Here is a 14694-nt window from a genome sequence, read left to right as displayed (position 1 = left end):
GCCGCCGCCGTTCCGGCCCGGTCATCACCGTGATCTGCCGCATCCACTGCTCCTAAGCGTGCTCTCGAGAGCGTTCTTAAGAGCAGGCCCCTACCTCACGACAAGGCGCGTCTCGCCGGATGCATACAAAACTGCCAATTGGCACTGCGAACCTGAACGGCCGATTTCGCCGAAGCCGATAGATCCTCAAGCAGCGAAGATAGAGCTGGCGAAGCCTGTAAGTGGTCGTGAGCGCCGCCGCATTTTCAATCCTCAGGACGACAAGATGACGCTTGAAGTCACTCGAGATTGATCACTTCATTGCCGCCACTCCTGGTGCCCCTATGGACCGTTTGATCGCGCAGCAGTGCCTGCAGGAGCCGCGTGCACTCGTCAGAACATCGGTTGTCCGCTCTCAAACAGGGCGCGGACCTGGGCCGTCGCCTTGCTCCCCGTCGCCAGCTGGTAGTGGGGCGGATCGACGAAGCTCGTCCAGTCGCCGCCCCATTCGAGGTTCGCCACCACTGGTTTCACCAAGCCTGCGAGATCGGCGTAGGCCTTTTCGTCGCCCTTTTTCGAGCCGTCCATATAGCGTCCGGCGGCCTCGAAGATGCCGACGTCCCAAGCGAGACCGAAGTTGTGATTGCTCTGCCCGCCCTTGGCCTTGGTGACCGGGCTCTTGTTGGTCTGGATGGTACGGCCGATCGCGTATAGCGCGTCCTGCTCGGCATAGGTGCGTGACCCGGAAATGATCTTGACGGTGTTTCGGAACCCCGCAGCTGCTCTCATGAACTCGCGCGCGACCTTCTGCGCGGGCGGCATCAAGGTCGAGATGTTTTTTCCGAGCGTGGATCGAACTGCCCGATCTGGTTGGCGAGGTCGATCCGCTGCTGCTCGATCTGGCGCTCGGCCTCATCCAGATCGGTAGTCCATTTGCCGTCAAGGCCGCCGGAATAGTATCCGCAAACGGCGCAGACGCGTTGAAAGTACAGTATCTCGCTCTTCGTCAGCAGCTTGCTCACAGGTTTTCTCCCCCCGGATAAAACGACCTATTGATGCATCGTGCGATAGTTAGTTCGGGTAAGCAATACGATATTGTCGTAAGGGAAAGCGGCTCTCAAATTGTCACGGACCGAAGTTCTCGTACAGCGAACCGATGTGTGGATCGGCGCTATCATCCCACAGTGAAGGGTCGAGGTAGTAGATCATCAGCTCAGTTTCGGTGACTGCTGGTCGACCGGTCTTGGGAAAGTCGAAATGCTCATCAACGGCTGTCCCCTTCATGATCGCATTGAAACGCGAACGCGGCATGAACCAACCGAGCGGCAGGTCCCACCGCGCGGGGGCGATGTTGTTGCGGAACATGCCCAAGGTGCTCCCGGGTACCGCCGCGCATTCGGAGCCGCTCACTCCCCGCCGCAGACCGCAATAATAAAGGTCGGCATAGTCGAGCGCATTCTCTCCGCGCGATCCGCGCGAGCTCAGCAGGACCGCGATGGGGTCGCCAAGGAAAGACTGCCGACCCGCTTCGGAATCTCGTTCGGCAGGGTCAGAGGCGAGGGCTAGATAGACTGGGAAGATCGTGATCTGGCAATCGTTCCACTTTGTCGACGGCATATGGAAATTATTAACCAGCACTATTCTCGGCTCGGTGCATCCCTTGTCTGCCGGTGCAGCGATATCCGACTTCTCCCCGTCGACCGTGTTTACGAAGGTCGACCAGTTGTGGGCGAAGCGCAGCGTATCAATGAGATCTTTTATCGTTTCTGCCCCACTATTGTCGAAGTATCCGCCATCGGCAACCACTCGGGTTTCGCGGTCGGACAGCCTGAGCAGCCCTGTCGGCGTAACCCACGGGAACCGGGCCGACAGCCCGGCTGCGTTGATCAGGCTTATTTGACTACGGTCGTCCCGCTTCGGGCCGCTGTCGTATGAGGAAGTTCCCGGCCACCATTCGGCTGCCGAGTAACGAGCGTCCACCTGGAATGGCGATAGGATCATCCGGTTGCCGGTGCTCCGGTCGGTCGTCACGGCGATGATCGCGGGCCTGGCGCCTTTCGGATCGTAGCTGTCACTCAGCGCTGATTCCGCGAGCTTTCTGTCGACGACAACGGAAAGAAAGGAATCCGTGAGAATCTGGCCACGGTCGGTGGCGAGCCACTGACCCGGCAAAAGCTGGTCAAGCGATTCAAGCAGAAGAAGACGCGCGAGCACCGGAGACAAATGGTCGGTGACGACCGGAGTTGCCGCCATACCCTCAATCCGCGGCGAGCAGCGCACGTATTCGCTCTGTTCTGTTTTGGAGGCCGCAGCGTAGAGGACGTTGCCGATGGCGCCACCAGAAACGCCTACGGCAGCGAACACATGTTGATTGAACGTAGGACAACTGCGCGCGATTGCCGACAAAGTTCCATAGGCATGGGCAGCGGCGAAAATGCCGCCGCCTTCGGACGAGACGAAGATTACCGGATAAGGAAGGCCGCGCGATCGGTAGGCATTGAGGTCGCGACGGCTGTTGAGCCATGTCGCGAAGGCGGTGTTGATTTCGAGCGGGTCGACGGTAGCACGCTTCGACGGCACCGCGTGATTGTTGGGCGCGAACAGCACCAGCGCGATGGCGCTGTAGGCGATGGCAAGGGCAGCGAACTTCGGCTTGAGCACCATCGCGGCGATCACCAGCGACAACATGCCGACGAAGATTGCGAGGATGGCGAGCGAGCCGAGCGCGCGGGGGAACTCGAGTGGGGAGACGACACTCGCTGCGGCGGCGGCGATGAACAGCAGGGCGCCCACGGCGAGTGGGAGCCAGCGGGAGCCCGGCAGTTCCCGCCATTTTGTCGCGTCGACCCGCGCGGCGCGATAAACCCCGAGACCGATGGCGACGAGAGTTGCTGCGGTGAAAAGCAGCAACGGCAGGCGGGCCCCGGCGGCAGCGAGATGCGCGCCGACGGCGACTGCGAGCGGGGCTGCCGCAGTCAGCATGGGGATGGGGGCGAGCCTGCCGCGCGCGAGGAGCATCGCCCACACGAGGAGGAGGTACACGCCGAGTGCTACCGCCTCCCACACTAGCGGCGTACCGTGCGCAAGGCCGAGCGCAACGACCGCACGGAATTGCGATGGCATGGCGAGCCACATCCCGAAGTAGGGCAAGGCGGGAAGCAGAAGCGCGGCGGCGAGTACCCCGTCGCGCCGCAGTGGCCCAATCACACGGGAGAAGCGCAACACGGTTTTCTGTGGCCGATCATGTTTCATATCGCGAGGCCCCCTGCTGCGGTTATTCTATGACAGATAACGCGTCCATGTTGTTGCTCGAATCAATGTACTTGCCGTGGGCCGATTTGCCTTTGAAGCGCAGCCTTTCCTTCTTGATCTCGCCGCACTTCTTGTGCTGGTGGGCGGATTTTTGCTTTGAGCCAGTCCAGCGTCGACCAGACGCTCGCTAAGCGCTTGCTGTCATTCATCAATTTCATGCTGTCGAGCCCCACGCGCCAATTACCATAGCGTTTCATTTGTACAAGTCGAAGTCAAGTCAAAGTCCCGAATCCTACATAATTATTGCGCATGATCACGCCCATTTCTGTAATGAAGGGCGGAAGTGCAATGTCATAGCTTTCCTTTTACTGGATTAGTCCAATGTGGATGGCCCCTATCCGCGGCGGCGAACCTAAGCCACCACGATCGACCGCTTTCTGCTAGCACCGACATTCAACGCTTCCGATCTGACCGATCGGTTTTGGTCGAATGCCGCCAAAAAAGCGGGCCGTCAGCACCTGGGAGGCGAAAATCGGACGCTGAGCGTCCGGGAAGGGTGTGCGCCGTGCAAAGGCGGCACTTTCTAGTGGGTGAAAGGCCCGCCCGGCGATGCTCCAGCCAGAAGCAATCGGGGCAGGCATGGAGGTGACGATATGTCTGAAGCCCTCGGATGACGGTCACGTAGGTGACCGTGCGAGCGTACAGGCCGTAACGTGAGTGAACGCTGAGCAATCCTCGAAAAGGACGATGTGCAGGCCGACCCGTTAACCCTTACGGGGAAGGTTGATATGGACGGGCAAGTTTGAGCGACGTTTGAGCCCGTCTGCTGCACCGGGGTAGTGGCGACAGCATATACGCAAGGAAAGTGCACGCAACACGGGAAGCCCCATGGCGTGCCGAGGAATCAGCAACCGGACGCCCGCGAGGGATGGGACGGGCACGATGGGGTGGCGGAGAGGCCCGTAGTACCGAGGAAGTCGGGTATTGCCGGTGGAGGGAAGGAGCCTCAGTTCAAGATGAACGCAACAAGTGGTGAGGGGCAGGAGATTGGGAAACCTATCAACTCGGCAAAAGCGTCCAGAAACTGCAGAAGGCGTTGCACGCCAAAGCGAAGGCAGAAGCCGGCTATCGCTTCTACGCGCTGTACGACAAGATCAGCCGCGATGACATTCTGGCCCATGCTTATGCCCAGTGTCGCTCCAACAAGGGCGTGCCGGGCGTGGATGGACAGGACTTTGCGGACATCGAGAAATATTGCGCTGAGCGGTGGCTGGCGGAACTGGCGCTTGCGCTCAGGGAGGAGACGTACCGGCCGGAACCGATCAGACGTGTCTACATACCAAAAGCCAACGGCAAACTCAGGCCGCTGGGCATTTCCACCGTGCGGGACCGGGTCTGCATGACAGCAGCGATGTTGGTGCTTGAGCCGATCTTTGAAGCCGACTTTCCACCGGAAATCTACGCCTATCGAGCCGGGCGAAACGCCCAGCAGGCTGTGGTTGAAGTGGAGGAGCAGCTGTTCCGTGGCCGTCCGGATGTCGTGGACGCCGACCTTGCCGACTACTTTGGCACCATCCCACACCCGGAGCTGATGAAATCAGTGTCGCGCCGGATCGTCGATCCGCGCGTGCTGCATCTGATCAAATCCTGGCTGGAAGGGGCTGTCGAGGAAACGGACGACAGGGGCCGGAAGAAGCGAACGACGCGGGCGCGCGATCAGCGGCGCGGTATTCCGCAAGGATCACCCATCTCACCGCTGCTGGCGAATATCTACATTCGCCGGTTCGTGGTGGGATAGCGGAAGCTCGGCCTTGGGCAACGCCTCGGCTCGCGGCTCATCACCTATGCCGACGGCCTCGTGATCCTGTGTGAGAAGGGCAACGCGGAAGCCGCGCTCGATCACATGCGCGGGCTCATGGAGAAGCTGAAGCTGACGGTGAATGAGGACAAGACACGCATCTGCAAGGTGCCGGACGAGATGTTCGACTTTCTGGGATACACGTTCGGTACGATGTACTCCGCGGAAACCGGCAAAGCCCGTATAGGCTACCGGCCATCAAAGAAGAGCATTCAGAGGGTGGTCGCAACGATCCACACTCTTACAGACCGGGCAGGTACTTGGCAGGATACCACATATCTGGTGGCCAAGATGAACCGGGTGCTGCGCGGATGGGCCAACTACTTCTCGGTTGGTACCACGAGCAGGGCATACCGGGCCATTGACAGCTACGCAGCGGTGCGGTTGCGTCGGTGGCTGCGCGCCAAATACAAAACCAGACGACGGCGAGGGGGAGCCTATCACACCCCCGAGCTCTACGAACGCTTCGGCCTCGTGCGTCTGGCTAACGTGGCCGCGGCCCGCCGTGGGTGAAGGCGTGATATCTTGTCCGAGAGCCGGATGCGGGAGATCTGCACGTCCGGTTCGATGAGCAGGGAGTGGAAACGGACCGTCTGGCAAGCCCCACAGGCGCGCCGCACGACACCGCGCCACTTCCTGACTCTACCGATTGACCCTCGACCTTCTCATCAGGACCGGCGATATCGTCTTATGGCGTCCGATCGTAAAATCGTTGAATTCCTTGTCGAGCAGATGGCAAGCGGCGGCACCGTTTCGGCCAAGGTGATGTTTGGCGAATTCGGCATTTACTGCGATGGGAAGATGGTCGCATTGGTCTGCGACGACCACCTATTCCTAAAGCCCATGGTTGGAGGGCGGGCATTCGCTGTCGATGCGGAAGAAGCCCCTCCATATCCCGGTGCAAAGCCCTGTCTCCTGATCAACGCGGAAAAGTGGGATGATTGTCAGTGGCTTGCCGAGATCGTTCGTATCACATCCCAGGAATTGCCTGTTCCCAAGGTCAGGACCAAGCGCAAATCCGGTTGATACAACGCCACGCAGAAGTCCGTGTTCATTAAACGAATGTCCGTGCAGGTGAATTGCTGAATGCCCGGGACGTGTTGAGTGCCGTTATCAGAGACCTTTCTGCGATCGTGTCTTTGCTCTTGGCGATCGCCATTCCCTGTTAAAAGCGCGCAGACGTCACCCCTAACTGAGAGAGCAAGGCCTTGGCTAATGACTCCGCGCTGGCCGGGTTTTGCCCGGTGATCAGGCGGCCGTCCTCCACAACCCTTGCCTCGAACGGCGCGGCCCGGTTGTAGATCGCGCCCTGTCGGACCAGTTCGGTTTCCGCGAGGAGTGGAACAATTTTGTCATATTCGAGCATCGCCTCTTCCTCGTTACTGAAGCAGGTCAGCGATTTTCCGGCGACGAGGGGCGTGCCATCTGCTGCCGTCGCGGTCATCAGCCCGACGACGCCGTGGCAGATGGCGGCGACTGGCTTGTCCTGCGCGATCAGGCTGGTGGCAAGCGCGCCCAGCGGCGCGCAGCCCGGGAAGTCCCACAGCGTGCCCGTGCCGCCGACCAGAAAGATGGCGTCGATACGCGCAGCTTCCACGCTGGCGATATCCAGTGGTGCCTCAAGCTGTGCCATGGCAGCCGGCTGGCTCAGGAACCAATGCCCGGCCGGCAGCAGCCAGGGCTCCTCAAGGCTGGCGGGGTCGAGCGGGGCGGGGTGGCCACCGGGTGTTGCGAACAGGATGTCGTATCCGGCGGCACCCAGCATCTGATAGGGCGTAGCGAGCTCTTCCAGCCAGACGCCGGTGCGGGCGCCGGTTTCCCCTAGGTCGGCCTGTGCGGTCAGTGCGAATAGGATCGTCTTGCTCATTATGATCTGCCTCATGAACTTTGCCCACGAAGTGCGCCCCACACCCGATCCGCACAATCCACCGATTAGGTGGATGGGAGCGTCCGGGCATTATGGCATTATCGCGTCATGCTGATCCAGACGAAGCTCGCTCCTCCCAACAGGTCTATCGATCTGCTGTGGCGCGCGGCGCTGGTGGACCGGATCACCGGGGCCAGCCAGCATCTGACCGTGGTGTCGGCGCCGGCCGGCTATGGCAAGACGACGCTGTTGAGCCAGTGCCATGCCCAGTGGCGGCGTGAGGATGTCGCCGTGGCCTGGTACAGCGTCGATGAATCGAAGTTCGAGGCGGACCAGTTTTTCGCCTATCTGATGGCGGCGCTGCATCGCGCCGGGCTGCCGCTGCCCTATTCGCACGAGGCGATCGAGGCGGGCCTTCCGGGACTCGCGGCGGAGGCGGCCGCCCGCGCTATCGTCCTGGCGCTGGAGGCGAGCGAGGAGCCGGTGCGCGTCATCATCGACGATTATCACCGCATCGCGTCGGAGGCGACGAACCGCTTCCTGGATTATGTGATCGAGCGGATGCCGGCCCATGCCGCGATCATTATCGCGCTGCGTGGCCTGCCGGATATCGCGCTATCCAGCCTTCGCGTGAGCGGACAACTGCTCCAGCTGGACCAGAGCGATATTCGGTTTTCCGACAGCGAGGCGCGTTCCTTCATTAGCGACCAGTCGGGCAAGGTCGACTGGGCAGAGCTGATCGATCGCACGCAGGGCTGGCCTGCCGCGCTGCAATTGCTGCGGCTGTGGCTCGCAGGGCGGGATCATGTCGATACGCTGGAGCATCTGACGCGACGATCCACCGATCTCGCGGACTATCTGGCGGAGCAGGTGTTTTCCGGCCTTTCCGCCGACACCCAGCAGTTTCTGCTGGAAACCTCGATCGCGCAGCGCATCTGCAAGGGGCTGGGTGACGCGATATCCGGCCGGGACGACAGCGCGCAGGTGCTGGACCAGTTGCGGCGGCAGAACCTGCTGGTCGCGCCGCTGGACGATGAGGGCGTCTGGTATCGGTTTCACCCGTTGCTGCGCGAATTTCTGTACGATGCGCTGGCGCAGGGGGGCGCGACACGGCTGGATGCGCTGCATCTGCGCGCGGCGTCGTGGCTTGCCGGGGAGAATTTGCTGTCCGAGGCGCTGGGGCATGCAGCGCTGGTGTCGGACGCAGCGGCGTCACTGGCGATCATCGAGGCGGCAGGCGGGTGGCGCATGGCCATTCGCGGCGGATTGACGCTACTGCGGCATCTCGATGACCTCGATCCGGTAACCGCCGGTGATTTCCCGCGCGTAACTCTAGGGCAGGCCTATTATGCCGCACAGCACGGGCGTCTGCCGGAGGCGCGGGCGCTGCTCGACGGACTGCTGGAGGCGCGGCCGATACTGGAGGTCGAGCAGACCGACCCGGCTCTGGCCTGCGAGATACTGTGCAACGATCTGGTCACGCATATCTACGAGGATCGCAGCTTCCCGCCAGAATGCCTGCCAATCCTGGAACGCCAGCTGGCTTATGAGGGCCATGACCCCACGTTGCGCGTGCTGCTGCATCATTTGTTGTGCCTCGCCAGTTTCGATCGGGGCGACGACCTGTGGTGCCGCGTGCATGGCGAGAAGGCCTGCAAGCTGGCGCGGTTGCACCAACTGCCGTTGCTGGAAGTCTATGCTTATCAGTATCTGGGCCTGTCTCAGATGCGCACCGGCCGCCGGCGGGAGGCGGAACTCTATTTTCGCCGCAGTCTGGAGCAGGCGACCCGTCATTTTGGCGAAGGAAGCCCGCAGGTGGCAGTGGCGATCGCGCTGCTGGCCTATACGCTGTACCTGTCGGGCGACCTGTCCACCGCGACCGATCTGCTGGAATCAGCGCTGCCCGTGATCGAGGCGACGGAGGGGTGGCACGAGGTGTTCGTGGCTGCCTATGCGACGCAGGCCTGGTTCGCGATGCGGACAGGCAATCTGATACAGGCGGAGCATATCATCCTGCGCGGACATGAGACGGCAGAGCGGCGCGCTTTGCCGCGCCTGCGCTACCAACTGGACCTGATGCGCGCTCGCATGCTGTTGAGCATGGGGCATATCGCGCAGGCTGCGCAGTTGCTGGACGGACTAGAGGCGCCGTCCGCCACATTCCTGCAGCGCGACCGGCGCCTGTCCTGCGACCATCGAATCGCGCTGATAGCCTGTGCCCTGCAGAGCGGCAGGACTGATTCGGCGCTGTTGGCCTCGCTGGAGGCGGATGTCGGGGAGGCCGGCTCCGTCGGGCTCGACATCGAAATGAGCATCTTGCGGGCAGCGGCGCAGGCTGTCGCCGGGCGGCGGATCGAGGCGGCGCACAGTTTCCGGTCGGCGCTGGAAGCGGCGGAGAGCGAAGGGTTGATCGGCGTCGTGTCACAGTTCGGTGCATTGTTGCCGATGATCCTGGAGGCTTGCGAAGAAGCGCTCCACCTGTTCGAGCCGGCACAGCGCACGGTGGTGGCGCGGCTGCGGCAGAATAGCCCGGAGGCGCGCAAGGGGGCGATCGCCACTCCGCCCGCTGCTAGCGAGATCATCGTCACGCCGCGCGAGGTGGATGTCCTACGCGCGCTGGCGGACGGCATGTCGAGCAAGGAAATTGCGCGCAGCCTGGGTGTGGCGGAAAGCACGATCAAGACCCACCGCATCAACATCTATCGCAAGCTGAACGTGGCGACCCGGTCCCGGGCCATTTCGGCCGCACGCAACATGCGGCTGATCTGACGCCTCCACCTTTTCTCCCGATATACGCAATGGGTCGCTCCACCCTAGGCTTTGGGTTCCGGCGACTGGATCAAAGTCCAGCCCGGCGAGAGAAAAGGGGTATGCGATCATGACATTCGGGAAATCCTTGGCCAGCGCTCTGCTCGGTTCGGCTTGCCTGTTCACCGGCGTCGCACAGGCACAGGACGCGGACGGCAACGCCATCGTCGTCACTGCGCGGCAACGTTCGGAAAGTCTGCAGCAGGTACCCGATTCCGTGACGGCCTTTTCCGCGAAGACCATTGAGGAAGCGGGCATCCGCAGCATTGATGACGTTACCGCGCTGATGCCCAACATCTCCCTGGTGGACGCACAGGATGCGGGTACCGTCGCGATCAGCATTCGCGGCATCGGCCAGGTCCGCAATGGCGAGGCGCCCGTCGCACTGGTGATCGATGGCGTGCAAATGACGTCTACCGACATGATCAAGCAGGCCCTGTATGATCTGGAACAGATCGAGGTGCTCAAAGGTCCGCAGGGCGCGCTCTACGGCCGCAACGCCATTGGCGGCGCGATCAACATCACGACGAAGCGGCCGACCAATGATCTGGAGGGGCGGGTCGGCTTTGATTATGCCAATGGCGATGATCGCCGCCTGTCGGGATCTCTCAGCGGCGCGATCGTGCCAGACCTGCTGCTGTTCCGCATCGCGGCGGACTATCGCAAGTTTGATGGCGTCTTCCACAATGTGACGCTGAACCGGAAGGTCGATTTCGTCGAGGACCTGAACCTGCGCGGCCGGTTGATCTTGACGCCGACCGACCGGCTGACGATCGATGTGCGCGGTGCTTATGGTGATCTGGATGGCGGCGCTTCCTGGTATATTCCACTACCCGACGGTCAGCCCAACAACAGCAGCATCCCCATCCAGAATGACTTTCTGGGCAAGAGTCCGCGCAAGACGAAGGACGCCTCACTCAAGATCGATTATGAGTTCGCGCCGTTCACGCTGACGTCGGTCAGCGCCTATAACGACACGAGCATCGATCTGATCGAGGATCTGGATTGGATGCCCCAGTCGATCCTGGGTGCGCGGCAACTGCGCGGCTATGAAAGTTTCAGCCAGGAAATCCGCCTGTCCTCGCCTTCGTCGCAGAAGCTGCGCTGGACGGCCGGCGCTTATCTGCTCGATGCGAAGAAGAGCATCGATACCACCGTTCTGATCTCGCCCGATCCGACGGCCAGCGAGTTGCCACCTTCCGCCTATATCCCCTTGCCGGTCGCCGGGGCTGACGAAGATATCCTGACGAAGGCGGTCTATGCCCAGATCAACTACAGCGCGACCGATGCGTTGGAACTAACGGCGGCGCTACGCTATGACAATGACAAGCGGACGCAGACCAATCGGTTGCTTCCCGGCCCGAAGCGCGAGGCGAGCTTCGACGAGTGGCAGCCCAAATTGTCGGTCAAGTATAGTTTTTCGCCGGACTCCATGGTCTATGCGACGGCGGCGCGCGGCTTCCGCAGTGGCGGGTTCAATCCGCCAACCGGGGTCTTTCCCGCCATTTATCGGCCAGAGGTTGCCGACACGCTGGAAATCGGCACGAAGAACAGTCTGGCCGACCGCAAGCTGACGCTGAACGCCGCCGCTTTCTACATGCGGTACAAGGACCAGCAGGTATTCGTGCTGAACGTCGCAGATCAGGGCATCGTCAACGTCGCCAAGACCGACATCTACGGTTTTGAACTGGAGGCGCAGGCGCGGCCCACCCGCAATCTGCAACTGGGCGCATCGCTCGGCTTCATCGATACGAAGATCAAGGATTATGACGGCACCGCGCTGTTTCGCGGCAACAAGGTACCGCTGACCTATCGCTGGTCCTACACGCTGTTCGGCCAGTATCGCGTGCCCATTGCCGATGATCGCGCGCTGATCGCTCGCATCGACTATTCGGGCCGGTCGGGCAATTACTGGCATATAGACAATGCCGACCGGCAGGATGCGGTCCATCTGGCCAATGCCCGTCTGACCTTTGACGCGAAATCATGGTCGATCGCGCTCTATGCTACGAACCTGTTCAAGGAGCGCTACACCGAAGAATTCTTCGCCAAGGAGTTTTCCGCCGGGGCCACGGACATCCGCTATCCGGGCCAGCCGCGTCGCTATGGCGTCGCCGCCAGCTTCAATTTCTGAAGGAACATCGTCATGTCGACACAGGTTCGCGATCTTGAGGACATGTTCAATGGCCAGCAGGCGGCCGTAGAACTGATCGACCGCCGCCGCCACGGCCGGGGCGTCACCTATGAGGGGCAGGATAATCGCTTCTCGCAAAACTGGTATCCGCTCTGCCGCTCCACCGACGTGGCACCGGGCGGCATATTGGGGCGCAATTTCCTGGACGGGCGCGTCGCTGTCTATCGCAGCGAAGATGGCGTCGCCAACGTCGTCAGCGCCTATTGCCCACATAATGGCGCGGACCTTTCCATCGGCAAGGTGGCAGGCGACCGGCTGGTCTGCGCCTTCCATCACTGGGAGTTCGACATGCGCGGCAGGTGCGCCCGCACCGCGACCAACGACAAGGTGGTCGATGGCATGCGGGTGTTCCGCTATCCGGTACAGGAACGGTTCGGCCTGATCTGGGCGTTCAACGGCGAAGAGGCGTTGTACGACCTGCCGGACCTCGGCTTTCCCGACGAGGAACTGGCCTTCCACGCCGACATCCCGCATCTTGACCTGCTGGCCGATCCCTGGGTGTTCATGTGCAACACCACGGACTTCAACCACATCAACATCGTCCACGGCATCGAAGTTGAAGGCGACGCCACCAACGACATACGTTGGCACCAGTACGGCTATGATTACGACCTGAAAGGGCGCTTTCGGGAGACCGGCGCCGCGATCGAATATAAGGTCGGCATTCACGGGACCAACATCTTCTATCAAATGGGCAGCGTGAACGGCCGCTGGTTCGCCTTCCTCTATCCCTGCGGCATCCACCGGCCCGGCACGTTGCGCAGCTATTTCGTGATCGCGACGCAGAAGTCCGACGGTACGCCCGAGGACGACCAGCGTGTGCAGGAGACGCTGGACTTCGCGCAGGCGCTGGAAATCGCGGTGGTCGATCAGGACGTCGAAATCCTAAACACCATCCGGTTCACGCGCGGCATGTTCACGCGCAGCGACAAGGCGCTGGGGCGCTTCGTCGACTATCTCAGGACCTTCCCGCGTGCTCATCCGGGCGCCGATTTTATCCGCTGAAGGAGACGATGATGCTGACGGTCGAAATCGCGCGCCGGATCGCGGCGCCCGCCGACAGGGTATGGCAATTTACGGGGGACTTTGCGGGCAACATTTTGACGAAGGGCTATGTCGCGCGGGTCGAGACGCGCGGGCAGGGGATAGGGGCGCTGCGTACCTATCATCTGGATCCCGCCATCGGTGGTGGCGCCGTGGTAGAGCGCCTGATCGAGCATGATCATGCCGAACGGGTCATCGCCTATGACATGGTCGATTACGGCCCGCTGCCCTGGGCGGACTATGGCGGGCGGATCAAGGTGACGCCGGCCGGGCCGGATGCCTGCATCTTCATCATCCGCACACAGTTCTTTCCACTGGATCCGGAGCGGGGCGAGGAACTGCGTGGGCTGTCGCAAGGCAATATCGAGATGTACATCGCCAATCTGGAAGCCGCTGTCAGGGCATGATTGAGGCCAAGTAAGCTGCTCAGATTGCGGACAGCGCATGCGGCATCGCCATGCCAACCGAATTTGATGTGGTTCTCAAGCGCGATCGCCACCCGACCAACGGACAGTCTGCTCTTGAACATCGTCAACAGGCTGGGGAGCGACCACAAAGGATCGTTCCCGGCGCTGCAGTTCGCCCAATTAATGTGTCGTGACTTACGCCAACTGCGCGCCGCCGTCGAACGTCAACGTAAGCGGCCAGAGTGCTGTTTTCGTGAAAAATCGCTCAGTCTGGCTTTGCCGGGTCTCATGCAATAAGCCGAGCCAGCTAAGGGGCCGAAGGACATGCACATAGACAAGCGATTCTATATGGTAGTCCTTATCATCGCTGCCCGTCAGCCTGGCGCTAAATTGCCTGTCAGTCACACCTGAATGAGCTTCCACGTTCACGGCGTCGAGGACCGAAACCCATTCGATTTCCAGCATGTCATCGTGACCGGCCGAAAGGAGCAGATGCTGAGCCAGGGTAATCCAAAGGCTCCCGGGATGCTCCAACAGATCCTTGCCTATCTTGGTTATGTGCAGGAAGCCTTTCCGGTGACGGGCGAGCTTGGCGGTCAGCAGCAAATCATGCAGAATGGCCAGCGGCGGGAAGTCATGTTCGTTCAGAACCTTATTGATCGCATAAAGCTCTTCGGCGGTGTAGCCAGGCCAATTGAGGGCTTCGGCGGCCAAAGTGACGAAGTAGCGCTTTATCGCTCTGTTGGGCGTGAGGCCGATCGGACCGGATTCGGCGAGATGGCGCAATGTGAGCAGGGCTGCTCGATGGAGAGGTGATAGCGCCAACTGCGGGGCGTCAGCTGCTGGGGCGTGAAACTGGATCATCGTGACACGGCTTCTGCCGCGCCGGGGACCTAGAGACAAGAACCGTCGAATTAGTTCCCGCGGTGCGGCTGTGCTGCGCCATGTTTTGTAAGGCGACGCAGAAAGCCGGACTGATCGTAGCTGGAGGTGAGAATCGGCGGCTGAGTGTCGTGAAGGGGTCGTTTCGCCGAAGCGCCAAACACCGCCTATGGGACGAAGCCGCCGATCGTATTCGGACTGTCAGACGGCAGGCCTCGCCAGAAGCGGGCATTACGCTTCCACCCAAAGGTCCTGCAAGACCACCGAGCTCAGCATCGGCGCAAGGTGAATACTTCCGGAGGAGCTGATAGAGCGCCGCCCTTACCGGGCAGCGCTTTGGTATATCCGACAAACCGGAGCTTTCCCGAAAGGGACGCGACAAACGATAAGTCGTGCCGGTCGA

Annotated in this window: 14 protein-coding genes; 8 read left to right on the top strand and 6 right to left on the bottom strand. The window is 61.3% G+C overall.

What is annotated here, in order from left to right:
- On the top strand, positions 1–292 hold a 292-nt coding region (locus RQH62_RS22040; protein ID WP_311270796.1), incomplete at its 5' end, for a hypothetical protein.
- An 80-nt stretch (positions 293–372) separates the two neighbouring features.
- Here RQH62_RS22040 and RQH62_RS22035 read toward each other — a convergent pair.
- From RQH62_RS22035 to RQH62_RS24985, 4 genes are all read right to left on the bottom strand, one after another.
- Positions 373–801 (bottom strand): M15 family metallopeptidase, encoded by a 429-nt coding sequence (locus tag RQH62_RS22035; protein WP_311270795.1) that lies wholly within the window; start codon positions 799–801, stop codon positions 373–375.
- Positions 801–1001, bottom strand: a complete 201-nt coding sequence (locus tag RQH62_RS22030; protein ID WP_311270794.1) for a hypothetical protein — start codon at positions 999–1001, stop codon at positions 801–803. The genes RQH62_RS22035 and RQH62_RS22030 overlap by 1 nt, the downstream gene beginning before the upstream one ends.
- A 103-nt stretch (positions 1002–1104) precedes the next feature.
- Positions 1105–3231, bottom strand: coding sequence for a hypothetical protein (locus RQH62_RS22025; RefSeq protein WP_311270793.1), 2127 nt, complete (start codon positions 3229–3231; stop codon positions 1105–1107).
- 22 nt (positions 3232–3253) lie between these two features.
- Positions 3254–3334: a hypothetical protein gene (locus tag RQH62_RS24985; RefSeq protein ID WP_405053581.1), complete on the bottom strand. Its 81-nt coding sequence runs from the start codon at positions 3332–3334 to the stop codon at positions 3254–3256.
- A 993-nt stretch (positions 3335–4327) separates the two neighbouring features.
- Here RQH62_RS24985 and RQH62_RS22015 point away from each other — a divergent pair.
- From RQH62_RS22015 to RQH62_RS22005, 3 genes are read left to right on the top strand one after another with little or no spacing between them, the layout of a single operon-like run.
- Positions 4328–5029, top strand: a complete 702-nt coding sequence (locus RQH62_RS22015; protein ID WP_311270791.1) for a reverse transcriptase domain-containing protein — start codon at positions 4328–4330, stop codon at positions 5027–5029.
- 60 nt (positions 5030–5089) lie between these two features.
- Complete coding sequence (locus RQH62_RS22010) at positions 5090–5602, top strand: group II intron maturase-specific domain-containing protein (protein WP_311270790.1); 513 nt, start codon at positions 5090–5092, stop codon at positions 5600–5602.
- A gap of 12 nt (positions 5603–5614) precedes the next feature.
- Complete coding sequence (locus tag RQH62_RS22005) at positions 5615–6115, top strand: TfoX/Sxy family protein (protein ID WP_311270789.1); 501 nt, start codon at positions 5615–5617, stop codon at positions 6113–6115.
- 139 nt (positions 6116–6254) lie between these two features.
- Here the strand turns inward: RQH62_RS22005 and RQH62_RS22000 are convergent, their stop codons facing one another.
- Complete coding sequence (locus RQH62_RS22000; RefSeq protein ID WP_311270788.1) at positions 6255–6956, bottom strand: type 1 glutamine amidotransferase domain-containing protein; 702 nt, start codon at positions 6954–6956, stop codon at positions 6255–6257.
- Between the two features lie 108 nt (positions 6957–7064).
- Here RQH62_RS22000 and RQH62_RS21995 point away from each other — a divergent pair, with 108 nt between their 5' ends.
- The 4 genes from RQH62_RS21995 (at position 7065) to RQH62_RS21980 (ending at position 13409) form a co-directional block, all read left to right on the top strand.
- Complete coding sequence (locus RQH62_RS21995; protein WP_311270787.1) at positions 7065–9725, top strand: LuxR C-terminal-related transcriptional regulator; 2661 nt, start codon at positions 7065–7067, stop codon at positions 9723–9725.
- A gap of 109 nt (positions 9726–9834) precedes the next feature.
- Positions 9835–11898, top strand: a complete 2064-nt coding sequence (locus RQH62_RS21990) for a TonB-dependent receptor (RefSeq protein ID WP_311270786.1) — start codon at positions 9835–9837, stop codon at positions 11896–11898.
- Positions 11899–11910: 12 nt separating this feature from the next.
- Positions 11911–12963, top strand: a complete 1053-nt coding sequence (locus RQH62_RS21985; protein ID WP_311270785.1) for a Rieske 2Fe-2S domain-containing protein — start codon at positions 11911–11913, stop codon at positions 12961–12963.
- A gap of 11 nt (positions 12964–12974) precedes the next feature.
- Complete coding sequence (locus tag RQH62_RS21980; RefSeq protein WP_311270784.1) at positions 12975–13409, top strand: SRPBCC family protein; 435 nt, start codon at positions 12975–12977, stop codon at positions 13407–13409.
- Between the two features lie 195 nt (positions 13410–13604).
- Here RQH62_RS21980 and RQH62_RS21975 read toward each other — a convergent pair whose 3' ends face one another.
- Positions 13605–14273, bottom strand: a complete 669-nt coding sequence (locus RQH62_RS21975) for a hypothetical protein (RefSeq protein ID WP_311270783.1) — start codon at positions 14271–14273, stop codon at positions 13605–13607.
- Positions 14274–14694 lie beyond the last annotated feature (421 nt).

Origin of the sequence: Sphingobium sp. WCS2017Hpa-17, from assembly GCF_031843765.1 — a bacterium.
In the GTDB taxonomy this organism is placed as follows: domain Bacteria; phylum Pseudomonadota; class Alphaproteobacteria; order Sphingomonadales; family Sphingomonadaceae; genus Sphingobium.
This window is presented reverse-complemented; position numbering and strand designations above follow the sequence as displayed.

Excerpts from the sequence above, each read along its gene's own strand:
- RQH62_RS22035 (WP_311270795.1), bottom strand. The coding sequence starts at position 801 with ATGCCGCCCGCGCAGAAGGTCGCGCGCGAGTTCATGAGAGCAGCTGCG.
- RQH62_RS22025 (WP_311270793.1), bottom strand. The coding sequence starts at position 3,231 with ATGAAACATGATCGGCCACAGAAAACCGTGTTGCGCTTCTCCCGTGTG.
- RQH62_RS22000 (WP_311270788.1), bottom strand. The coding sequence starts at position 6,956 with ATGAGCAAGACGATCCTATTCGCACTGACCGCACAGGCCGACCTAGGG.
- RQH62_RS21995 (WP_311270787.1), top strand. The coding sequence starts at position 7,065 with ATGCTGATCCAGACGAAGCTCGCTCCTCCCAACAGGTCTATCGATCTG.
- RQH62_RS21990 (WP_311270786.1), top strand. The coding sequence starts at position 9,835 with ATGACATTCGGGAAATCCTTGGCCAGCGCTCTGCTCGGTTCGGCTTGC.
- RQH62_RS21985 (WP_311270785.1), top strand. The coding sequence starts at position 11,911 with ATGTCGACACAGGTTCGCGATCTTGAGGACATGTTCAATGGCCAGCAG.
- RQH62_RS21980 (WP_311270784.1), top strand. The coding sequence starts at position 12,975 with ATGCTGACGGTCGAAATCGCGCGCCGGATCGCGGCGCCCGCCGACAGG.
- RQH62_RS21975 (WP_311270783.1), bottom strand. The coding sequence starts at position 14,273 with ATGATCCAGTTTCACGCCCCAGCAGCTGACGCCCCGCAGTTGGCGCTA.